Here is a 20,731-nt window from a genome sequence, read left to right on the forward strand (position 1 = left end):
GGCGGCGCCCGGTCAGGAGTGGTCGAAGTGGGTGTCGGGGGTTGACCCGTTCAGGGTCCGGACGATGTCCGCCGCGAGGCTGCGCACCTTGATGTTCCGATCGTTCGATTGCTTGCGCAGCAGGTCGAATGCCTCCTCTTGGGAACAGTTGTTGCGTCCCATGAGGATGCCGACGGCGAGGTCGATTTCGGTGCGGGTTTCGAGGACCGCCCGCAGGTCTTCGGCGGCGGCCGCGTGGTGGGCGACGCGCACTGTCATGCGCAGGGCCTGCGACGCCTGGAGGGCGAAGGAGCGCGCCAGAACCTTGAAGGGGCCGGTGAACACCGCGGCGTCGTCAGCGTAGAGGTTCAGCGCAGCGCGGGCGGAGCCCTCGAGCCGCAGCGGAAGGCAGAACATCGCACCAACACCGTGCTGGGCGATGTGGGTCATGAATTCGGGCCAGCGCCCGTCCCGGGTCACGTCGGCGATGAAGACTTCGCGGTCGGTCCGCAGGGCGCTGAGGCAGGGGCCGTCGTCGTGGTCGTACTGCACCTCGTCCATGTGCCGGGCCAGATCGTCGCTGCTGGCCACGGTGAACTGCTGGCTGCGGTTGCGCTGCAGCGTTATTCCGCAGTAGGTGGTGCCGTAGGCACTCAGCGTTGACCCGGCCAGCTCGGCGAGTTCCTGGAGGAAGGTGCGCACGTCCGGCTGGTCCACCAGCAGATCCTGCAGCTGCGCCGCGGTTTCCGGATCGCTCCGCGACCCGTCATCGTCCGCAGAGCCCAAGGAGCGGGCGGGGTGCCGCGCTGACCCGTGCCCTGTTTGAACTACTTCCCGCATTCCTGCACTTTCCCGAGATATCCGACCGGGCGGCGCACCCGGATTCTCGCAAAAGTCTACCGGGGCGGGAAGTCTCCGCCGCGCTTGTCGGGCCGGGCCTGCGGGCCTAGTGCCAGAGGTTGTCGGCCCACGCCGCATCCCGAAGGTAGTCCCGGGCAGGGCCGACCTCCCAGAGTTCGCCATGGCGCGCAAGGACCCCCCGGTCGTGAAGATCCTCGATCACCGCCGGCGTGCAGCCCAGCGCGATGGAGAGCTCATCGCTATCAGAAGCAAGCACGATGTCCTTACGAGTGCTCATGATGTTCCTCATCCTGGTGTTGAAGGAACGCCGTGGGATGGCGCATTCCAGTCAGATCGAGCTTCGGCTTCGGACGCCGCGGCTGGGGGGCTGCCAGGTGCGTGCGTAAAGCCCGAGGGCGGCTTCCTCCCGCGGCAGGAAGCCAAGGCGGTTGATGGTGCCGTGCGCCTGATGGACGGTCAGGTGCTGGGCGGTGCGGCTGACTCTGGCCTTTTCCGCCCTTTCCAAATAGGAGTCGAGGCCGCGGAACCACCGGCGCCGCCACGCTTGGACGGCGGCCTCGGCGGTCGTTGCGCCCATCAAGGCGTGGAAAGGCGGGGTTTTCACGCTCACCTGCTGCCGCATTGCTTCACGCACCGAACCGGCCCGTGGCCCCACCTCGGTTGTGCAGATCTCGAGATGGTTGTCCCAGTAGGCTTCCCACGTCTGCCTGCGCCGCTGCGGCCACGAACCGGAGCGGGGGCCGCGCATCATGCTCTGGGCCGCGTCGAAAAGCAGCAGCGCTCCAAGTGCGGACCGGCTCTGTGTCTTGGTGAACCGCTGGGTGGCCCACGCAGCGAGTTCGGAGCTCAACTCGAAGACCTCTTCGGCAAGTTCGAGTCCTTCGATTCCCCCGTAACGGAGGACATCGGATTCAAGCTGGGGATCGGTGGGCAGCGGGCTGCCAAAGGAATAGAGGGTGCTGACCGGGCTTGAGAGGTGCTGCACGACCGTGATTTTCGGGAGCACGCCGCCCCTCCGTGACTGGAGGGCGCGTTGGAACATGCGCAGGCGCTCAATGACGCGGGGATGGGCCTGGATGTTCAGGCGGACCTGGTCACCGCTTTGGGTTTTGGCGCGCGTGAAGTACCACCGCTTCGCTCCGAGAGCGTGCGCCTGCGCCACCAGGGGGGTAACCAGCTCATCAACGATGCCGTCCGCTACGTCGAAGCCACCCGTTGAGAGGGAGAGATGCCACCATTGAGTGCTTCCGACCGTTCGTGAGGCGGTTCGAACGGCGGTCAGCTGACTCATTGGCCCTCTCCTTCAGGGTTTGTGGTTACCCCCACTGGGGGCGGGATCTGGGGGAGCAGCGCCGGCGCTTCCTGCCGGGCCGCTCCGTTTTGTGGAGAACGGCCCTACTTGGGCCAGTCCCAACTGCTTGTCACGACCCGACCGGTGGAGTCCGCGCCTGCCGCTGCCATCGCCGGCGTTGCCGGTGCGGCCATTGCGAGCAGTACAAGTGCTCCGGCGGTCGCGCCCAATATTCTCTTCATGAATGTCACCTCTCGAACTCAGCCAGTCCCCCACAGGAGCGGCGGGCATTGGATCGTGTCTATCAACGGGGCCGCCTGCGCTCTCCCACTGCGGCTCCGGCTCTCTTAGAATGGACGCCCCGGAGATTCGGTGTCCACTCCCTCGGATGACCGCTTCAGGACATGGCCGTTTACTGACGTGGCGCCCTGAAGCGATAGGCGTGGGGCCGGTGGGCATTACCCTCCCCGCCGCGTGATCGCGCTTTTTCCAGCCGTTTTCGATGCTCAAGATTGCTCATTTGCGGGCCGTGTCATTAACTGGACATGTCCTATTTTTCCCGAGGCTGCGGCATTACGCCTCTATTTTTTTCAGAGGTGCCGAAGGTCGGGTCGGAGGCTCTGTAGTCTGTGGAGGAGTGCTGTCCGGTATGCACCTACAAGGAGGCCCAATGCTCGACGGCACGTGTCTGGAGCTGTACCGCTTCGCCGTGGAGAACCCGGGATGGACACGCAGCCAGGCATCGGAGGCGCTGGGCTACACCCTGCGGGATATCGACGAGGCGGTGCTTGAACTGTCGAGCCGGAGGCTGATCAGCCCCCGCACCTTCGGAAGCGACGGCTATGTCGCGGTCTCCCCCGATGTCGCCCTCGCCGACCTCGTCGATGCGGATGAGCGTGCGCTGCAGGAGCTCAAGACCAGGATCAGTGCCCGGCGCAGGGAACTCTCGAGCCTTGTCCCCACCTTCCTCGAAGCACGGAAGCACAGCGCATCGAGCACCTCGGTCGAGACCCTTGAGGATCCGCACCTGATCCACCGTGTCCTGATCGACTACGGCCGTGACGTTTCGGAGAAGGTCCTCATCGCCCAGCCGGGCCAGGGGTCGACGGCCGACGTGCACGAGGAGAGCATCCGCAAGGACCTCGAACTGCTGGCCCGGGGCGTGCGCCGCAAGACCCTCTACGACGTGAGCACGCGCGACCATGTGCCCACCCGGAAGGCGGTGGTGGCGATCCAGGCCGGGGGCGGGGAATTCGGCGCCCTGCCGTTCGTGCCGCTGCGGATGATGATCTTCGACCAGAAGCTCGCGCTTGTGGCGCGGCAGCTCGACGCCAAGGACAAAGCGGCACTGGTCATCCGCGACCCCAACCTGATCCACATCTTCACGCTGCTGTTCGATGTGGCGTGGGAGCTGAGCACCCCGTTCCTCGACGCGGAGCCGAGCCCCTCGCCCCTGAACAGCATCCAGCGCTCCATCCTCCAGGGCCTCGCCGCCGGACTCTCCGACGAGTCGATCGCACGGCGGCTGGACATCAACGTGCGCACCTGCCGGCGGCACATCGCTTGGATGCTCGAGACGCTGCATGCGGAAAGCCGCTTCCAGGCGGGCCTCAAGGCTCGCGACGCTGGGTGGCTTTAGGCAACAATTGTTGCCTACCGGTGAACGCGCCGCCTACACTCGGGATGTGACGTTTTCAAGTGATCCAGCCCACGAAGTAATCCCGGCCGAGACCGAAGCCGCGCTGGAGCGCGTTGCCGAGTACGCCGCGCGCCACGATGTCCTGTATTCGGCCCGCGCCGCGAACATCAAGCAGTCGGCCGTCCGCGACGTCTTCGACATCTCGATCCGCCCCGGCCTCGTCTCCCTGGCCGGAGGGAGTCCCTACCTCCGTTCCCTGCCCCTTGAGGACCTCGGCCGGACCGCGCAGAAGATCATTGCCGAGCACGGCCTCGAAGCCCTCCAGTACGGCGGCGGCCAGGGCATGGAGGAGCTGCGGGAACTGATCTGCGAGGTGATGGCCGCCGAGGGCATCACCGATGCGGATCCGGCCGACATCGTCGTCACCACCGGCTCCCAGTCGGCGCAGGACGTCGCGGCCAAGGTCTTCTGCAATCCCGGTGACGTGATCCTGTGTGAGGACCCGACCTATGTCGGCGCCCTCAATACCTTCGAGGCGTATGAGGTCGACGTCGTCACGGTCCCCATGGACGAGCAGGGCCTGATTCCCGACGAACTTGAACGCACCATCCTCCGGCTGAAGGAGGAGGGACGGGCTATCAAGCTGCTCTATACGATCCCCAGCTTCAACAACCCCAGCGGGATCACCATGGAGGCGGGCCGGCGCCAGCGGGTCGTTGACCTCTGCAGGGAACACAACATCCTGGTGCTCGAGGACAACCCCTACGGCATGCTCCGGTTCGACGGCCACCCGCTCGCCCCGATGCGTGCCGGGAACCCCAACGACGTGATCTACCTCGGCTCCTTCTCCAAGATCTTCGCCCCGGGCGTGCGCCTGGGCTGGGCGCTGGTTCCGCGCCACCTGCACCGCCGGTTCTACCTCGCCTGCGAGGCCGTTGTCCTGTGCCCATCGCCGCTGACCCAGATGCTGGTGAGCGCCTACCTGACCGAGTACGACTGGCGCGGACACCTGGACACCATGCGGGTGCTGTACCGGGAGCGGTGCGAGGCGATGCTTGCCGCGCTCGCCGAGCACCTTCCGGAAGGCGCGCACTGGACCACCCCGGACGGCGGGTTCTTCGTCTGGGTCACGCTCCCCGAGGGGATCGACACCTATCCCCTGCTCTATGAAGCGATCGACGCCGGTGTTGTGTTCATCCCGGGGGCGGCCTTCACCCCGTCGGACGACGCGTCGAACAAGCTCCGGCTGGCTTTCAGCGCGGTGTCGCCCGAGGACATCGCCGAAGGCGTGCGCAGGCTCGCGCCGATCCTGCAGCGCGCCATCGGTGCCGCGGATCTGGCCAGCACGGTCAACCAGTAACTGCATCTATCACCGTTGTTAACGGTGATAGATGCTGCCGGCCGGTTCATCCCCGCCGGCTGATGCTTTGACCGGTTAGTCCTCGAAGTGGAAATGCGGAGGTGCCGGGCCCGTTGCGGGCCCGGCACCTCCGCGTTTTGTCTGCTCAGTGCCGCGGTGCTGCTATTGGGCTGCGATGTCGGCTCCGGTCAGGAGCGCCACGAGTTCCCTCCCTGAGGTTTCTGTTGCCTTGCGGCTGGCGATGGCGCGCCCCTGCCGCATGACCCAGATGAGGTCGGCCAGGCCCATCACTTCCTCGAAGTTGTGGCTGATGAGGATGACCGTGATGCCCTGGTCCCGCAGGGAGGAGATGAGCCGATGGACTTCGGCGCTCTCATTGGGTCCGAGTGCCGCGGTGGGCTCATCGAAGATGACAGTCTTGGCGCCCCAGGCAACGGCGCGGCAGATCGCCACTGCCTGCCGTTGTCCCCCCGACATGCCGCCTACTTCCTGGGTGAGGGACAGCGTTGTGTTGCCGATACGGGCGAGCATCTCCCTGGCTCCGCTCTTCATCTTTCGCCGATTGAGCAGCCGGAACGGCCACGGCCCCATGCGGAGTTCACGCGACAGGTAAAGGTTCTGCATCACGTTGAGTGTGTCGATGACGGCGAGGTCCTGGTACACGGTCTCGATGCCGAGTTCGCGCGATGCGTGTGGTGAGGGAATTTCCGCAGGAACCCCGTCAACGAGGATCCTGCCGCTTGTGGGCTGGTGGATCCCGGACAGGCATTTGATCAGGGTGCTCTTGCCGGCACCGTTGTCACCGATGATCGCGGTGACCTGCCCGGCAGGAATGTGCATTGAGACGCCGCGGAGGGCGTGGACTCCGCCGAAATACTTCTCGACGTCGATGAGTTCGATCATGTTCTCAGCCATGAGTTGATTCCGATACTTTCGAGGTGGAAGAGGGACGCCGTTGGGGAACGGCGGTGAGGTGTTCAAGTTCCTGACGGTCCGAGTCCGTCAGGTAGGAGGACGCTTTGCCGCAGACGATCCGCCCCGCGGCGTCGGCGTAGGCCAGTGCGTCATGGAAGCCGCGTCCTGATGCAAGGGCGGCAACGAGACCGCCGAGGAAGGTGTCGCCCGCCCCGATGGTGTTGACGACCGGAGCCGGCTTGCCGGAAATCAGGCCCGCCCTGCCCTCATCGTCGATGTAGGCGGCACCATCTGGGCCGAGCGTCAACACGGTAGCTGCGGCCCCCGCCTCCCTCAGTCCCGCAAGGAGGGAATCCGGATCCTGCGGGTGCGGCCGTCCCAGCACAAGCTGGGCTTCCTCCTGGTTGAGGACGACCACGTCCACGAGGGGGAGCAGTTCCTTCGCCCCGTCCTGTACTGGTGAGAGGTTCAGGACCACCGTCGTGCCGAGTGCCCGGAACCGCCGGGCCGCATGGAGTGTTGCGGGAAGCGGCACCTCGAGGTTGAGCACCGCATAGTCGGGCGCGCCGCCGGTCTCAAGGAACCGGTCGACGTCAACAGGGGAGAAGTTGCCGTTCGCACCCGGGATGACGACGGTGTCGTACTCTCCCGCCGCACTGACCCTGACATGTCCGACGCCGGTTCCGGCTTCCTGGTCAACCACAAGCCCCGCTGCGTCGATCCCCGCAGCAGTGAGGGTGCGGGAGATGAAGGCACCGAAGTCATCATTCCCGACCCTGCCCAGCAGCTGGACTGGTCCGAGGGCGGCGATGGTCATTGCGGTGTTGAGGCTTTTCCCGCCGGCTGACATTTGGAAGCCGCGGCCGCCTCCGTATCTAGCGGCATCCTGGGATGCGTTGAGATAGGCGACCAGGTCGACGTTGATCGAGCCGGCTACGCAGATACGGTGTGGACGCACTTGTCCCCCAGAACTGTCTCCCACAGGATGGGAGCGGAATCCATGGCGTGTCCGGTCGGCAGGTCGGGGTGGTCCCTGACCAGCTGGCGGGCCATGTCGATGATGGCACCCATGCGCGTGATGTTCATGCCGCATTCCTGGACCGGGTTCTCGCGCACTGGGTCGGTATCGAAATAGTACGTGCCGGCGTAGCCTTCGCGGACGAGGTAGTAGGCCAGTTCGACGGTTTCGGCGAGATGGATGCTTCCCACCATGAGGCCGTCGTCGGCCGCCCCGTGGGAGTCGTTGAGCTGCAGGCCGAACAGTTTGCCGCCGCGCAGGCACATCGCTGCCGACTGTGCCGGGTTCTCTCTTGCCATGAGCAGGTGTCCGAAGTCGAGGGTCACGCCCAGGTTCGCCCTGTCGCAGTCATTGATGAGGTTCATGACCGCGCCGGTCGTATTAAGGATCGTGCGCCCCCGGGGATCGGCTGGCTTGTATTCGATCGATACCCGCACCTCGGGATTGAAGTCGGCCACAGCCTGCAGGCTTTCGACCATCCAGGACCAGGACTTGGTGTAGTCCATCTGCAGGGGGTATTCGTAGCCGTCGTGTGCAGGCCAGAGCAGGACGTGGTCCGCTCCGAACACCGAGCACAGCTCGATCGCTTCGATGACCATCTGCACTGCTTCGGCCCGGATCTCGGGGTCGGCGTTGGTGAAGGCCCCGTTGGCGAAGCGGGGTGAGGGCCAGCGCAGCTGAATGGCCGGCACGTCCAGCCCTGCCTGGGCGAGGGCGTCCTTGATGTCTTCAATGGAGTCCCGCTTGAAGTGCTCCGGGTAGTTCAGTTCAAGCGAGGTGAGGCCGGGAACGGTGCCGGCCGTGGCAATGAGATCCAGGACGGGCTCGTCTCCGGTAGGCAGTTTCCTTCCCTGGCCAAGGGCGAAGGAGTTCAGGCGGGTTGAGAATTTGATCGGGGGCATTAGCGTTTCGCTTTCGTTCGTGAGGCGAACCGGTCCACAAGGACTGCGAGCAGGATGATGAGGCCGGTAATGAGGAGCTGGAAGAAGGGGTTCACGTTGAGCAGGGTGAGTCCGGTCCGGATGGAGCCCAGGAGGAGGGCTCCGAGGACGGTGCCGATGATTGAGGCCCGGCCGCCCATGAGGCTCGTGCCGCCCACCACCACGGCGGCGATCACCGTCAGTTCGTAGCCGGTGCCGGAGATGGGTTCGGCGGCGCCGATGCGGCTGATCAGGAGGATCGCTGCGAGACCGGCGAGCCCACCGGAGATGACGAAAGCAGTCACCTTCGTGCGTTTGACCGCAATACCGCTCTTCAGTGAGGCGTCAGCGTTCGTGCCGACCGCCTTCAGGTGCACGCCAAGGCGGGATCGGTTGAGGAGGAGGTAGCAGAGGACGGTAACGATGACGAGCAGGATGATTGGGTTGGGAATCGGCCCGAGGGTGCCGCTGAGGATGTTCCGGAAGCCCTGGTCCAATCCGAAGATGGGCAGTCCGTCGGTGTAGAGGAAGGCAAGCCCCCGGTACACGTTCAAGGTCGCCAGGGTCACCACGAACGACTCGAGGGAAAACACCGCGGAGAACGAACCATTGATCAGTCCCAAGAACGCGCCGAGGAGGATTCCAATGATGATCGTGGGGATGGCCCCCCAGGTGTCGAGGTTTGCCGCGCAGACCACGCTTACCAGGCCAACGATGGACCCGACGGAGAGATCGATGCCGCCGGTCACGATCACAAGGGTCATACCCAGGGCGATGATCGCGATGATGGCCGACTGGACTCCCATTTCGAGAAGGTTCGTGATGCTCAGGAAGGAGGGAACAAGTGCTGTGAAGACTGCGAAGGTCACTACCAGGGCGCCGATGACGCCCAGGATCCGGTGGTTCGCGAAATCGGGAAGGGATGGGGAACGCCGCTTGGCAGGAACCGCACCGCTGGGACTATCCGCAGTGACGGGCGGGGGTTGCTTGATCGGAAGAGTCACGCCGGGAACTTTCTGCTGGGAATGGGCGGGGGGCATGGAATGCATCAGTCAAGGGTCGGCGGAGCATCGTCGACGTTCTCCGACGTGATCAGCGCCTGCGGGGTGTAGACGGCCCGCGGCACGTCCTGCCCGCCGAGGAGGCGCAGGGCAACGTTCACCGACACCTGGCCGGTGAGGTAGGGGTAGGAGTCGACCGTCGCGGTGAGGTCGCCGGCACGGATGGCGTCGTAGGCGGCTTCGATGCCGTCGGTGCCAATGACAAGGATCTCGCCCTTCTTGCCGGCCGCGTTGACTGCTTCTGCAACGCCGAGGGCCATGCCGTCATTGTTCGCGTAGATGGCCGTCAGGTCTGGATACTGATCGATGATCGTTGTGGCGGCGTCGCGGGCCTTGGCGATGTCCCAGTCCCCGGGGACGCTGGCAACCACCTCAAGTCCGCCCTTTTCCGCGGTATCGGTGAAGCCGGCGGTGCGCTGCTTGGCCGCGTAGACACCGGCCTGCCCTTCGATGACGGCGACCTGCGCACCTTCATCGGCGGATTCGAGGACGAACTCCGCCGCGCTGACGCCGTTCTGGATCTGGTTCGGCCCCACCCACTGCCGGGCTCCCGGAAGGACCGCGTCATTGACGTTGATGACCAGAAGATCGGACTGCTCGGCCTTCTCGACGGCGGGGCACAGGTTCGTGTCCGTCTGCGGCGATACAAGCATCGTGTACTTTTTCTGCAGCATGGTCTCTGCAGCGTTCAACTGGCCTACCTGGTCGGACTCGGTGGCGGCAGCCTGAACTTCCACCTTCACGCCGTAGGTTTCCGCGGCAGCGCTCTGGCCTTCGGAGAGGGCAAGCCAGTACTGGTTGCCGAGGAACTTCATGATGGAGCCGATCTGCGTTCCCTCAGCCGGCTCAGGAACGGCTCCAAGGGTACTTTCGAGCTCGGTGTACTCGACGCTGTCTTCGGCATCGTCGGTGCTGAACGGCTCGCCGTCCACTGAACATGATGTGCCTTCCGCTCCGCCCGCGGAGGAACCACCCGCGGAGGGTGGAGCTGCCGGGCCACAGCCTGAAACACCAAGTGTGAGAGCAAGGAGGGATAGGACGCCTGCGAGCTTGGGCGCGGATGCTGCTGTCTTCGTTGACTTCATTTTCTCTCCCAGGATCGGGTTGATCAGCCGAGGAAGTTCTATGCGGAACTTCGGCGCTGAAGTTGGATGAGTGCTTGGAGTCTAGGAGCCGAAACGCCCAAAAATGGGCGTGAAAGAAAATATTGATAACGATTAGTCGGGCCTGAATCTCCATTCAAAAGCCGTAAATCGGCGTAGAGTCGAGGTGCCGCGCGGCACCGTTGGCATCCTGCGCCTTCGGCGAAGCGGCTGGAAAAACGCCGTTCAATCAGCCTTGGATATATATTCAGTAGGACGACGCCCGTATGGAAAGGTAATGGTCTATGACACCTTCTGTGGACCCCGTATCACTCTCCACAGCGAGCCCGGATCAGCTTCGCCTGCTGACGAAGATTGCTGTCCTGTACCACGAGGAAGGACTCGCGCAGTCGGAGATTTCCGGCCGGTTGAATCTTTCACAGGCCCGGGTGTCCCGCTGCCTGAAGCTTGCAGCCGATCTCGGCATCGTGCGGACCTCCGTCGTGCAGCCGCCGGGTATCTATGTCGGTCTTGAGAAGGCTCTGGAGGAGAAGTACGGGCTGCAGGAGGTTGTCGTGGCCGACATGGTGGACGACGCCTCCCTGGGTATGCGGTTGGGATCGTGTGCCGCAACCTACCTTGAAACGACGATCGAGGTGAACGACGTCGTGGGGATCTCATCGTGGAGCACCACCCTGCTGCAGACCGTTGAGGCGATGCGCTCGCGGCCCCGGAAAATCCTCAGCGAGGTGATCCAGATGATCGGAGGAGTCGGCAGCCCCCAGGCGCAGATCCAGGCAACCCGGCTGGTGTCGCACCTCGCTGAGCTCACTTCGGCAAAGCCGTTCTACATGGCGGCACCGGGACTGGTGGCCAACCATGGGATCCGACAGGCGTTCCTCGATGACCCAGCCGTGGCCAGCACCGCGGAAGCGTGGCAGCGGGTGAACACCTCCCTTGTCGGCATCGGTACCTTTCCCGCCTCCCCGCTCTGGCAGGCCAGCGGGAACGCCCTGACCCGGGCGGAGGAAAAAGCCCTGCTCGATTCCGGGGCTGTGGGCGAGATCTGCCTCCGCTACTTCGACATCGACGGTGCACCGATGAATTCGGAGATCGAGGAACGGATGATCTCCATCGACTCGGAGGCGATGCTGCGCATTCCGAGAAGGATCGGGGTGGCCGGCGGCATGCGCAAGTTGGCAGCCATACGAGGAGCGATCAACGGTGGCTGGATCAACGTCCTCATCACCGATTCCGAGGTGGCCCGCCAGCTCCTCGAACCTCCCCGGCTTGGCGCTCTGGGCTGAGGGCGGTCAGAAGGCAGGTCAGGTGACGGGCTTGTTGCGGTATCGGCCGACGAGTTCGGGGGCTGCTGCCTGAAGCCGGACCGGGGCCAGCCCCCGGGCCATCAGCGCCAGGTCATCGACGACCATCTCTCCGATCGAGTGGAACGCTTGGGCAATTCCGCCCGCCCTGTGGGGCGAAAGCACGGTATTGCCGAGGGTCCGGAACGGACTGTCGTGGGGCAGGGGTTCAGTCGGCCAGACATCGATGGCCGCGAAGAATCTGCCCTGTGAAAGCCGCTCGAGGAGCGCATCGTAGTCTACGACCGCTGCCCTGCTCACGAGGATCAACCGGGCGCCGTGCGGCAGGAGGTCGAGCGCCCGGCCGTCGAGAAGGTGGGCACTGTCAGCGGTTGCCGTCGCGAAAACGAAGACGAACTGGCTGGAGGACAGGGTCTCTTCAAGTCCGGCAGCCCTACCGCCTGTGTCTTCGATGACGGCGGCGGGCAGCCAGGGATCGTAGATCCGTACCGTGTTGTGGAAGGGCTGGAGCAGCCGGTGCATGCTTCGCCCCAGATTCCCGTACCCGAGGATTCCTACAGATGCGCGGTGCAGCAGCACCGCGTCGGTGTTGGACTCGCTGACGTACTTCTCGTTTCCGGCGCGCATCGCGCCGTCCTGATTGCTGATGCCGCGGGCGAGGTCGATCGCCAGCCCCAGAGAGTACTCGGCGACCGCCTGTGAGTAGGCGGATCCGCTGCCCAGCACGCGCACGCCCTGGGCGAAGGCGGCGGGATAGTCCACGTTCGGGAAGAAATTGCCCTCCACGTTGATCAGCGCCTTGAGCCGCCGTGCCTTGCCCAGCCTTCCCGCGTCCAGGTCGGGCTGCCCGATGATCGCGAAGGCGTCCGGCAGGTACTTCTCGAATGCCTCGTCATCCGGTGCGTCTTCAAGATCGATCACGGTGAACAGGTCATTGAGGGCGGCGAGGGCTTCGGCGGTGAAGATGCGGTCGCGCTTTTGGGGCGCGGGTCGAAGCAGTACAACCGGTTTCGTCAAGGGCGCCATCAACATGTCCTCGCTAGGAGCTGCCGGATTCGGTCACAGGTGTGTGGTCAGGTCTGCGTCAAGTGCGGCCCGGGGATTATGGGAGTGGCGGACCCCCACCGTGAAAGCACCCAGCTCCTTGCCAAGCTCGAGGTAGGTGTCGCTGTCCTCAAGCACGACGCACGGCGGTATGCACGCCGCCCGAAACAGCGCTTCCTTGTCCCGGCCGGGGGCCCTCCGTGCAACGCTGACGAAGGAGTCGAGCTTCCACGAGGCCAGGAGCGCCGTGATCAAGTCCGGGTCCCCGTTGGAGACGACGACCTGCTCGACGGCGACGCCCGCCAATTCCGGCATGAGGCGGGCTGCGAGCCATGAGGGCTGCAGGCTGCGCAGGGCAACCGCTGAAACAACTTCTCCCCGCTCGCGGTGCAGGTCCTGAATGTCGGCCACCGTCGAGGGAAACCCCTGGGAGATGAGGCGCTCCCAGATCCACTTCTCGGTGTGCCCCACAAGATCGTCGAAGAAGCCCTCGCCCAGACCGTAGCTGCGACGCTCCGCCAGCTCGCGGTAACTGGCCTCGTGAAGTGGTTCGGTGTGCCCGACAACGCCGTCAAAATCCCAGATGACCCGCGCTCCCGCTGCTTCCTGAAGCAGCCGGGCGGACACCCGGGCTGATTCTTCCTCGCCATCAACCATGTTTTCCCCTCGTTCCGGTGTCGGTCCCGCGGTCAAAGGCACGTGCGCCCGGTTTCAGTCGAGCAACAGTGCTGGTTCCTCAAGGATCGACGCGACGTCGGCCATGAAGCGCGCGCTGAGGTCGCCGTCGACGACGCGGTGGTCGAACGACCCACCAAGGGTTGTGATCCAGCGGGGAATGACCTCGCCGTCAAGGACCCAGGGCTTCTGCTTGATCGTGCCGAAGGCAACGATCGCCACCTCGCCCGGATTGATGATCGGCGTTCCCGTATCGATGCCCAGGGCGCCGATGTTGGTGATGGTGAGGGTTCCGCCCTGCATTTCGGCCGGCTGTGTGCGCCCGGCCCGCGCCGTGGTTGCGAGCTCGTTCAAGGCGACAGCCAGCTCCTTCAGCGAAAGGTTCTGGGCGTCCTTGATGTTGGGCACCATCAGTCCGCGCGGCGTCGCCGCGGCGATGCCGAGGTTCATGAAGTGTTTGACGAGGATCTCCTCATCGGTCCAGGTGGCGTTGACCGAGGGGTTGCGGGCCGCGGCCCAGATGACGGCCTTGGCAAGGATCAGCAGCGGGGACACCTTGATGCCCTCGAAGTCCCGCGATGCCTTGAGCCGCTTGACGAATTCCATGGTGCGGGAGGCATCGACGTCAACGAAGATGCTCACGTGCGGCGCCGAGAACGCGCTCTGAACCATCGCCTTGGCGGTGGCCTTGCGCACTCCCTTGACGGGGATCCGCTCGATCCGGCCCGCGCCGTACTTTTTCTTGTCGGACCAGAACGTGTCGGCGCCGTCCTGCTCGGCGTCGCGCTGGGCCTGGTAGCTGATCAGGTCCTGTTTGGTCACTTCGCCGGAGGAACCCGTTGCGGGAACGTCGGCGAGGTTGATCCCGAGGTCGCGCGCCGCCTTGCGCACCGGCGGTTTGGCAAGGACCCGGTGGAGCAGCTGGTTGAGGGTGCCCGGCCGGGCTCCTGCGGCCCCCGCTGCCCCCGGCGCGGGGCTGCCGGACACTCCATCGTCCTGATGGGCGCGCACCGGTCCGGGCGCGGCCGCGGGCTGTGCGGGGGCTGCTGCCTGGGCCGGCGCTTGCGGCCGGACGGGCGCGGCGGCGCCGTTCGAGCCCGGCCCGGTTTCCACGGTGCGGCGCTGCCTGCGTTTGACGGCATCGGGCTTGGGGCCGGTGCCGACGAGCGGGCCCCCGGCCTCCGGACCGGCGGCCGGCGCGTTGGGCCGGGGCGGGGTCGAGAGCTCTCCGGGCATGTCGGGTGCCGGGACTTCGCCGTCGGCACCGGCGGGCGGCTCGGTCCCCGGCGCCGTTGCCGCATCGGCGACCGCGTCTTCGACCGAGATGATCGGGGTTCCCACCTCGACGGTCTCGCCCTCCTTCACCAGCAGCGCCGAGACGACGCCCGCGAAGGGTGAGGGCAGCTCCACGAGGGATTTCGCCGTCTCGATTTCGACGATCGTGTCATTGAGGGCAACAGTCTCGCCGGGCTTGACCTTCCACTCGACGATCTCGGCTTCGGTGAGACCTTCGCCGACGTCGGGAAGATGGAAAGTATTGAGGGTCATTCGAATTCCTTAGTAGGCGAGGGACCGGTCGAGGGCCTCAAGGACGCGGTCGATGTCTGGCAGGTAGTGCTCCTCGACCTTCGCCACGGGATAGGGCATGTGAAACCCGCCTACGCGGATCACCGGCGCCTCAAGGGAAAGGAAGGCCCGCTCCGAGATCCGGGCCGCGATTTCCCCGCCGATGCCGCCGAACGTCGGGGCTTCGTGGGCCACGATGAGGCGGCCGGTCTTCGCCACGGAGGTGGTGACGGTGTCGAAGTCGATCGGCGAGATCGAGCGCAGGTCGATCACCTCGACACTGTGTCCGTCCTCTTCGGCCGCATTGGCCGCGGCAAGGGCGACGGGCACGAGGGGACCGTAGGCGACGATTGTCGCGTCGGTTCCGGCGCGCACCACCTGGGCCGTGAAGGGATCGGCCGACGGCGCCGTCGTGTCCACCTCGCCCTTGAGCCAGTAGCGGCGCTTGGGCTCGAAAACGATGACCGGGTCCTGGCTGTCGATGGCCTGCTGGATCATCCAGTAGGCGTCCTGCGGGTTGGACGGGGTGATGATGCGCAGGCCCGCGGTGTGCGCGAACAGCGCTTCCGGGGACTCGGAGTGGTGTTCGACGCTGCCGATGCCGCCCCCGTAGGGGATGCGGATGACAACAGGGGCGCTGAGCATTCCATCGCTGCGGGTGTGAAGCTTGGCGAGCTGGGTGGTGATCTGGTTGAACCCGGGGAAGACGAATCCGTCGAACTGGATCTCGCAGACGGGCCGGTACCCGCGCAGCGCCAGCCCGATGGCGGTGCCGATGATTCCCGACTCCGCCAGGGGCGAGTCGACAACCCGGTCTTCGCCGAAGTCGCGCTTGAGCCCGTCGGTGACCCGGTACACGCCGCCGAGGTCGCCGATGTCCTCACCCATGAGCAGGGTCTTGGGGTTATTGGTGAGCGCGGCGCGCAGGCCCTCATTGATCGCCTTGGCGATTGTCATAACGGCCATCAGAGTGCTTCTCCGTTCCCGGCGAAGCCGGCTTCATAATCCCGCCAGGCCTGGAGTTCCTCCTGCACGAGCGGGTGCGGCTCGGCGTACACAGTGTTGAAGCGCGACTCCATGCCGGGTGACTGCATTGCCTTGACGTCGCGGCGCAGATCGGCCGCCATCGCGTTCCCCGCACTCGTCAGTTCCTCGAAGAAGGTGTCGTCGGCCTTGCCCGTGTCGCGCAGGTGCCGTTCGAGGCGCGCCAGGGGATCCCGCGGATGCCAGTCCTCCTCCTCCCGGGCGAGCCGGTATTTGGTGGGATCGTCGGCGGTGGTGTGGGCGCTCATCCGGTAGGTGAACGCCTCGATCAGCACCGGGCCCTTGCCGCTGCGGGCGTGTTCGAGCGCCCAGTTGGTCACCGCTTCGACGGCGACGACGTCGTTTCCATCAACCCGGATGCCCGGGAAGCCGTAGCCCTCGGCGCGCTTGGCGAGGGGGATGCGGGTCTGCACCGAGGAGGGAACGGAGATGGCCCAGTGGTTGTTCTGGCAGAAGAAGACAACGGGCGCGTTGAAGGACGATGCGAACACCATTGCTTCATGCACATCGCCCTCGGAGCTCGCACCGTCTCCGAAGTAGGCAACGGATGCGGCGCCCGGGAGCTCGGGATCCGCGGCGCGGTCGCGCTGGATGCCCATCGCGTACCCGACCGCGTGCAGGGTCTGGGCCGCGAGCACGAGCGTGTAGAGGTGGAAGTTCCGCTCCCGCGGATCCCATCCGCCGTTGGTGATGCCGCGGAACAGGCCCATGATCTGTGAGAGTTCGACGCCGCGGGTCAGGGCTACCCCGTGTTCCCGGTAGGTGGGGAAGGCGTAGTCCTGCGGCTGCATGGCACGTCCCGAGCCGATTTGTGCCGCCTCCTGGCCGGTCAGCGGCACCCACAGTGCCAGCTGTCCTTGGCGCTGGAGGGCGGTTCCCTCCTGATCCAGGCGGCGGACCAGGAACATATCGCGGTACAGGGTCTTCAGGTGGGCCGCATCGGTGCCGCCGGAAAAGGCGGAATACTCGGAGTTGTCGGTCAGGACGCCGTCCTCGTTGAGGAACTGCACCATCGCCGGCCCTGGTGAAGGGTCGGGCTGCTGAAGGGACAGCGCGATTTCCTCCGACTCGAACTCGGCTGCGGGCAAACGGGCGCCACTCATGTCCACTCCTAATTCGACGCATGCTCCCTTCGGCATATTTCGAGGAGGCATACACCGGGATACATATGTTCGTTAAACGTTCGCTCCCCAGCGTAGCCAGTGGTACCGCTCGAACCTATTTAAGTCTTCCTAGCAGGGGCCGGGCGCGTGCCGGTATCCTGCGCACAACTCAAGGAACCGGCTGTTGGCCTCGGGCTCGCCGATGCTCACCCGTACCCCCTCGGACCCGAAGGCCCGGACTGAAAGCGCCTGCTGTTCGGCCAGCAGGGCGAACTCCCCCGACTGTTCTCCGAGGGAGAGCCAGATGAAGTTTCCTGCAGGTTCGGGGACGGTCCAGCCGAGCCCGCGCAGGCCCGTGAGCACCCGCTCACGCTCGGCCACGATGTTCTCCACGCGGTCCGCCACCTCGTCGAAGTGCTGCAGGGAGGTCACTGCGGCCGCCTCGGCGATCTGGGAAACAGCGAACGGCACGGCACTGACCCGCAGGTGCTCCGTGAGCACCGGGTTCGACACCGAGTAGCCGACGCGCAGGCCGGCGAGCCCGTGGGCTTTGGAGAACGTCCGCAGCACGATGACGTTGTCGTGGCGCCGGTAGACCGAGATGCCGTCCACCGCCCCGGGCGTCCGCACGAACTCCTGGTAGGCCTCGTCAATGACGACCACAACCGATGCCGGCACGCGATCGAGGAACCGCTCGACCTCCTCCTCGGTGAGGGCCGGCCCGGTCGGGTTGTTGGGGGTGCAGAGCAGGATGACGCGGGTCTTGTCGGTCACGGCATCGGCCATCGCGTCGAGGTCGTGGGTGCCATCCTCCTTCACGGGGATCTGGCGGCCCACTGCGCCGGCGAGCCCGACGCAGATCGGGTACGCCTCGAAGGAGCGCCAGGCGTAAATCACCTCGTCGGGGGCGTCGAAGTCGTTCTGGCCCGCGAAGGCCGCGAGGATCTGATTGAGCGCGCCGAGGCTGCCGGCGCCCGTGACGATGTCCGCCGCCGGCACAGCGAGGAAGCCTGCGAGCTCCGTGCGGAGGGCGGTGGACAGTGGATCCGGGTACCGGTTGACGTTGATTTGTCCGCTGATCGCCTCGAGCACGGCGGGCAGCGGCGGAAGCGGGTTCTCGTTCGAGGACAGCTTGTAGCTGCGCAGGCCCTCGACGACCACCGGGGGCTTGCCGGCGGCATAGCGGGGAAGCCGTCCGAGCACTGCTCGGGGGTGGACTGTCGGTTCGGTTTCCGCGGCGGGAGCCTCAACGCTTTCGTTCTCAATGGACGTCATGGCCCTAGCCTAGTGCCGGGTACTGGAACTCCTACAGGTCCGCCGCGGTTCTCACTGCGGCTTTTGCCGCCTTCCCCGCCCGACCTCAATCGGCAGCGAGTCCCGTGACAGGGGACTGGCGCGCCGCCCGCCGTGCAGGGAGAACGGAGGCCAGGAGGGCCGCCATCAGTACGCCGAGGACCTGGAGCCAGGGAACCAAAGGGACGACGTCGGCGATCGAGCCGATTGCCGCCTGCGTTCCGAGCCAGCCGTAGGGGAGGCCAAGCACAATGCCGAGTACTGCTGCGACTCCCGCGATGAGCACCGCCTCAACGGCGAGCATCGCGCGCAGTTGCCGGCGGGTCAGTCCAAGCGCCCTCAGGAGGGCCGACTCCCGGGTACGTTCAAGCACCGAAAGCGAGAGGGTGTTTGCCACGCCAATGAGGGCGATCAGCGCGGCAACGGCAAGCATCGCCGTCACCACGAGCAGCAGTACATCGATCACCCTGTCGTAGGCGGCCCGCTCCAGGGCGGCACCCGGGTGTAGGCCAGGTCGACCTTCCCCGGGTTGCCCTGTGCCCACCCGGCGAGGCGGTGGTGAATATCCATGGGTACCAACTCTAGGGCTGGGCATCGCCGTGGGCTCAGTCCACGGGTGGAGATTGGCGCTCGGAAGCCCCGGGATGCGGGCTGGTTCATCGCCTGCCGCGCTCTGTCCGCGGCGGGTTGCCCGAAGGGCCTCCCCGCCGGCGGACGGGGTCCGACGCCGCGTCGGGCGGAGGCTGGGGAGGAGGAAGCTGGGGAACCCGCACGGCCTGGTAGAGGTACCGCCGTGCGGCTCCCGATGTGCCCGCCGCCGCGAGAATGGCGGCCGAGGGCGCAAGTGATGCGAGGGAACTCGCGTCGACGAACCGGGCGCCGTCCTCATAAGCGGCCAGCTTATGGGCCGTCCCAAGGCCCTTGCCCTCGGTGCGGCCTTCTGCGTCGGTGCCGCGCGCGGGCACCGCCGAGTCGAGGGTGACCGTGACCCGCTGTGTTTCGTCGGGGTTGGCGGCGGCGTCGACAAGCGGCACCGCGTCCTTCCGGTGTTCGAGGTGGAGATATTCGGCCTCCGTGGACCCTTCCCACCCCGTGGGGGAACCGGCTGTGACAACCAGCTGCACGTCGTACTCGCCGCCGAGGGCTGTTTCCGCCGCAAGATTCATTGCGTGAAGGCCGCCCTGGCTGTACCCGGCAATCACCACCTGATCGCCGGTGGACGCCCCTGATGCCTCCAACGCTCGGGCCACCGCTGCCGCAACGAATCGGCTGTCCTGGTTCACCGCTTCCGCATTCCCGGAAAGGTCGAAGGGGTTGAGGGAGTCCGTCTCGGTCCCCTGGGTGCCGGGGAGCACCACGATGTAGACGGGGCCCTCGTCCGGCCCGGTGCGCAGGATTTCGAAGGATCCCGGGGCTTCTGCCTCGACTGCTTCGATCCGGGTGATCAGCGCTCCGACCGTTCCGGCGAACGGTACGTCCCCCGGCGGGCCAGGGTGTGGGCGCAGCTCAAGGGGCCGGGGAACCAGCAAACCTTGCCGCCTTGAGGCCTCGGCCGCCGCCCGGGCAACACCCTCGGCGCTTCGTGAGGCAGAGAGGACCGCCGCCGCCGCGAGCGCCTCCGCGATCTCGTAGGCGGTGCGGCTTGCCCGCAGCCTGTCGGCCGCCGTTTCGAGTTCCCGCGCGGTGTAGGCCACCGACGCCGAAGCCTCGGTCACCGCGGCAGCCGCCGCGTAACCGGCACGCATGGGGTCGACGCAGCCGGCGCCCGGCCCGGCCAGGAGATCCACTGGTATGCCGGCCGGTGATAAGGCCCCGAACCGTTGCCGATCAAGGTCTGCCGCAATGTAGAGCAGGGAGCTGCACACAGCGCCGGCGGCCTCGGCAAGGATCCTCAGAGTTCCCTCGGCCCGCTCGAGTTCCTCCCATTGGAAGTGGATGCCCCCAATGCCGCCGCGCACGCTGAACCACCGGTCGGTCTGGGGCACCGGCGCCAGGTCCGGCTCCGTCCCGGCCGCCGGCCCCGTCCCGGGTGCAAGCCATGCACCGCCGACATCGCGGGCCTGTGCAGCAGAGTTGGTCGACGGGCGCCTCACTGGAAGCTGAACCCGCCGGCGTCAGGGGTCGGCTTCGATGAAAGCAGGGCGTGTTCGTAGAGTTCGGCCAGCCGTGCGGCAGTGCGCAACAGCTCCACCGACTCCGCCAGGGCGCGGCTGCGGCGCCCGAGGTAGTCCCGGAAATTCCTGCCGGCCGGCGACTCCCACTCGAGGAAGGCAACCCGGGTGGCTGCCGCCTGGACCTCCTCGAGTTGAAGAGCCTGTTCCCGCAGGCGGGCGGCGGTTGATGAACCGGTCGACCTGGGGAACGGGCCGACACTGGGCGCAGTGGATGCGGACGAGTCGAACCCATACTCAAGGAACTCCCCTCGCACCACGGGCACCTCCTCGGCTGCGCACCTGCCGGGCCGCCGGTGTTGGACCGGCTTGCCTCGGACCTGCTTCCTCAACGGTATTGGGCCGCTGTGGCCGGGCACGCCGGCGGCCCTGCATGTGGATATC

The 20,731-nt window shown here is 66.0% G+C and carries 20 protein-coding genes and 1 pseudogene; 3 read left to right on the forward strand and 18 right to left on the reverse strand.

Annotated features, from left to right (window positions below):
• Positions 1–12 precede the first annotated feature (12 nt).
• The 4 genes from AC4D2R_RS12950 to AC4D2R_RS12965 form a co-directional block, all read right to left on the reverse strand.
• Positions 13–696, reverse strand: a complete 684-nt coding sequence (locus AC4D2R_RS12950) for a GAF and ANTAR domain-containing protein (RefSeq protein WP_490940360.1) — start codon at positions 694–696, stop codon at positions 13–15.
• A 229-nt stretch (positions 697–925) separates the two neighbouring features.
• Positions 926–1,117: a hypothetical protein gene (locus tag AC4D2R_RS12955; protein WP_490900501.1), complete on the reverse strand. Its 192-nt coding sequence runs from the start codon at positions 1,115–1,117 to the stop codon at positions 926–928.
• A 51-nt stretch (positions 1,118–1,168) separates the two neighbouring features.
• Positions 1,169–2,131 carry a lantibiotic dehydratase C-terminal domain-containing protein gene (locus tag AC4D2R_RS12960; protein WP_490940361.1) on the reverse strand — a complete coding sequence of 321 codons (963 nt, stop codon included), beginning with the start codon at positions 2,129–2,131 and terminating at the stop codon, positions 1,169–1,171.
• 104 nt (positions 2,132–2,235) lie between these two features.
• Complete coding sequence (locus AC4D2R_RS12965; protein WP_490940362.1) at positions 2,236–2,373, reverse strand: hypothetical protein; 138 nt, start codon at positions 2,371–2,373, stop codon at positions 2,236–2,238.
• 428 nt (positions 2,374–2,801) lie between these two features.
• Here AC4D2R_RS12965 and AC4D2R_RS12970 point away from each other — a divergent pair, with 428 nt between their 5' ends.
• The gene (locus tag AC4D2R_RS12970; protein ID WP_490940363.1) at positions 2,802–3,770 is read left to right on the forward strand and encodes a helix-turn-helix transcriptional regulator; all 969 of its coding nucleotides are present in this window, start codon (positions 2,802–2,804) and stop codon (positions 3,768–3,770) included.
• A gap of 46 nt (positions 3,771–3,816) precedes the next feature.
• Positions 3,817–5,130 carry an aminotransferase-like domain-containing protein gene (locus tag AC4D2R_RS12975; RefSeq protein ID WP_490940365.1) on the forward strand — a complete coding sequence of 438 codons (1,314 nt, stop codon included), beginning with the start codon at positions 3,817–3,819 and terminating at the stop codon, positions 5,128–5,130.
• A gap of 162 nt (positions 5,131–5,292) precedes the next feature.
• Here the strand turns inward: AC4D2R_RS12975 and AC4D2R_RS12980 are convergent, their stop codons facing one another.
• Genes AC4D2R_RS12980 through AC4D2R_RS13000 form a run of 5 tightly spaced genes read right to left on the reverse strand, consistent with a single transcriptional unit; the run spans position 5,293 to position 9,976 of the window.
• Entirely contained in the window at positions 5,293–6,045 is a 753-nt protein-coding gene (locus AC4D2R_RS12980) for an ATP-binding cassette domain-containing protein (RefSeq protein ID WP_490940367.1), read from the reverse strand.
• Positions 6,038–7,003, reverse strand: coding sequence for a PfkB family carbohydrate kinase (locus AC4D2R_RS12985; protein WP_490940368.1), 966 nt, complete (start codon positions 7,001–7,003; stop codon positions 6,038–6,040). The genes AC4D2R_RS12980 and AC4D2R_RS12985 overlap by 8 nt, the downstream gene beginning before the upstream one ends.
• Positions 6,979–7,965, reverse strand: coding sequence for a sugar phosphate isomerase/epimerase family protein (locus AC4D2R_RS12990; protein ID WP_490940369.1), 987 nt, complete (start codon positions 7,963–7,965; stop codon positions 6,979–6,981). The genes AC4D2R_RS12985 and AC4D2R_RS12990 overlap by 25 nt, the downstream gene beginning before the upstream one ends.
• Positions 7,965–8,987, reverse strand: coding sequence for an ABC transporter permease (locus AC4D2R_RS12995; RefSeq protein ID WP_490940370.1), 1,023 nt, complete (start codon positions 8,985–8,987; stop codon positions 7,965–7,967). Before AC4D2R_RS12995 ends, AC4D2R_RS12990 begins: the two co-directional genes overlap by 1 nt.
• 44 nt (positions 8,988–9,031) lie before the next feature.
• The gene (locus AC4D2R_RS13000; protein ID WP_490940372.1) at positions 9,032–9,976 is read right to left on the reverse strand and encodes a sugar ABC transporter substrate-binding protein; all 945 of its coding nucleotides are present in this window, start codon (positions 9,974–9,976) and stop codon (positions 9,032–9,034) included.
• Between the two features lie 455 nt (positions 9,977–10,431).
• Here AC4D2R_RS13000 and AC4D2R_RS13005 point away from each other — a divergent pair, with 455 nt between their 5' ends.
• Positions 10,432–11,433 (forward strand): sugar-binding transcriptional regulator, encoded by a 1,002-nt coding sequence (locus AC4D2R_RS13005; protein WP_490940373.1) that lies wholly within the window; start codon positions 10,432–10,434, stop codon positions 11,431–11,433.
• 18 nt (positions 11,434–11,451) lie between these two features.
• Here the strand turns inward: AC4D2R_RS13005 and AC4D2R_RS13010 are convergent, their stop codons facing one another.
• The 9 genes and pseudogenes from AC4D2R_RS13010 to AC4D2R_RS13050 form a co-directional block, all read right to left on the reverse strand.
• Positions 11,452–12,477, reverse strand: coding sequence for a hydroxyacid dehydrogenase (locus AC4D2R_RS13010; protein ID WP_490940374.1), 1,026 nt, complete (start codon positions 12,475–12,477; stop codon positions 11,452–11,454).
• Positions 12,478–12,510: 33 nt separating this feature from the next.
• Positions 12,511–13,152, reverse strand: a complete 642-nt coding sequence (locus AC4D2R_RS13015; RefSeq protein WP_490940376.1) for an HAD family hydrolase — start codon at positions 13,150–13,152, stop codon at positions 12,511–12,513.
• Positions 13,153–13,206: 54 nt separating this feature from the next.
• Positions 13,207–14,718 (reverse strand): dihydrolipoamide acetyltransferase family protein, encoded by a 1,512-nt coding sequence (locus AC4D2R_RS13020; protein WP_490940378.1) that lies wholly within the window; start codon positions 14,716–14,718, stop codon positions 13,207–13,209.
• A 9-nt stretch (positions 14,719–14,727) separates the two neighbouring features.
• On the reverse strand, positions 14,728–15,702 hold the full coding sequence (locus AC4D2R_RS13025) for an alpha-ketoacid dehydrogenase subunit beta (protein WP_490903295.1): 975 nt from the start codon (positions 15,700–15,702) through the stop codon (positions 14,728–14,730).
• Positions 15,702–16,883 (reverse strand): pyruvate dehydrogenase (acetyl-transferring) E1 component subunit alpha, encoded by a 1,182-nt coding sequence (pdhA, locus tag AC4D2R_RS13030; protein ID WP_490940380.1) that lies wholly within the window; start codon positions 16,881–16,883, stop codon positions 15,702–15,704. Before pdhA ends, AC4D2R_RS13025 begins: the two co-directional genes overlap by 1 nt.
• Positions 16,884–17,012: 129 nt before the next feature.
• Positions 17,013–18,158 carry a histidinol-phosphate transaminase gene (locus AC4D2R_RS13035; protein ID WP_490940381.1) on the reverse strand — a complete coding sequence of 382 codons (1,146 nt, stop codon included), beginning with the start codon at positions 18,156–18,158 and terminating at the stop codon, positions 17,013–17,015.
• A gap of 85 nt (positions 18,159–18,243) precedes the next feature.
• Positions 18,244–18,675: pseudogene (locus tag AC4D2R_RS13040) on the reverse strand (ABC transporter permease); the annotation flags it as partial.
• Positions 18,676–18,832: 157 nt separating this feature from the next.
• Positions 18,833–20,269, reverse strand: coding sequence for a hypothetical protein (locus tag AC4D2R_RS13045; RefSeq protein ID WP_490940382.1), 1,437 nt, complete (start codon positions 20,267–20,269; stop codon positions 18,833–18,835).
• A complete protein-coding gene (locus AC4D2R_RS13050; protein ID WP_490940383.1) occupies positions 20,266–20,607 on the reverse strand; it encodes a hypothetical protein in 342 nt (113 codons plus the stop codon). The genes AC4D2R_RS13045 and AC4D2R_RS13050 overlap by 4 nt, the downstream gene beginning before the upstream one ends.
• Between the last annotated feature and the right edge of the window lie 124 nt (positions 20,608–20,731).

The organism is Arthrobacter sp. TJ-217 (assembly GCF_058269255.1).

Excerpts from the sequence above, each read along its gene's own strand:
- AC4D2R_RS12955 (WP_490900501.1), bottom strand. The coding sequence starts at position 1,117 with ATGAGCACTCGTAAGGACATCGTGCTTGCTTCTGATAGCGATGAGCTC.
- AC4D2R_RS12960 (WP_490940361.1), bottom strand. The coding sequence starts at position 2,131 with ATGAGTCAGCTGACCGCCGTTCGAACCGCCTCACGAACGGTCGGAAGC.
- AC4D2R_RS12965 (WP_490940362.1), bottom strand. The coding sequence starts at position 2,373 with ATGAAGAGAATATTGGGCGCGACCGCCGGAGCACTTGTACTGCTCGCA.
- AC4D2R_RS12970 (WP_490940363.1), top strand. The coding sequence starts at position 2,802 with ATGCTCGACGGCACGTGTCTGGAGCTGTACCGCTTCGCCGTGGAGAAC.
- AC4D2R_RS12980 (WP_490940367.1), bottom strand. The coding sequence starts at position 6,045 with ATGGCTGAGAACATGATCGAACTCATCGACGTCGAGAAGTATTTCGGC.
- AC4D2R_RS12990 (WP_490940369.1), bottom strand. The coding sequence starts at position 7,965 with ATGCCCCCGATCAAATTCTCAACCCGCCTGAACTCCTTCGCCCTTGGC.
- AC4D2R_RS13005 (WP_490940373.1), top strand. The coding sequence starts at position 10,432 with ATGACACCTTCTGTGGACCCCGTATCACTCTCCACAGCGAGCCCGGAT.
- AC4D2R_RS13010 (WP_490940374.1), bottom strand. The coding sequence starts at position 12,477 with ATGGCGCCCTTGACGAAACCGGTTGTACTGCTTCGACCCGCGCCCCAA.
- AC4D2R_RS13015 (WP_490940376.1), bottom strand. The coding sequence starts at position 13,152 with ATGGTTGATGGCGAGGAAGAATCAGCCCGGGTGTCCGCCCGGCTGCTT.
- AC4D2R_RS13020 (WP_490940378.1), bottom strand. The coding sequence starts at position 14,718 with ATGACCCTCAATACTTTCCATCTTCCCGACGTCGGCGAAGGTCTCACC.
- AC4D2R_RS13025 (WP_490903295.1), bottom strand. The coding sequence starts at position 15,702 with ATGGCCGTTATGACAATCGCCAAGGCGATCAATGAGGGCCTGCGCGCC.
- pdhA (WP_490940380.1), bottom strand. The coding sequence starts at position 16,883 with ATGAGTGGCGCCCGTTTGCCCGCAGCCGAGTTCGAGTCGGAGGAAATC.
- AC4D2R_RS13035 (WP_490940381.1), bottom strand. The coding sequence starts at position 18,158 with ATGACGTCCATTGAGAACGAAAGCGTTGAGGCTCCCGCCGCGGAAACC.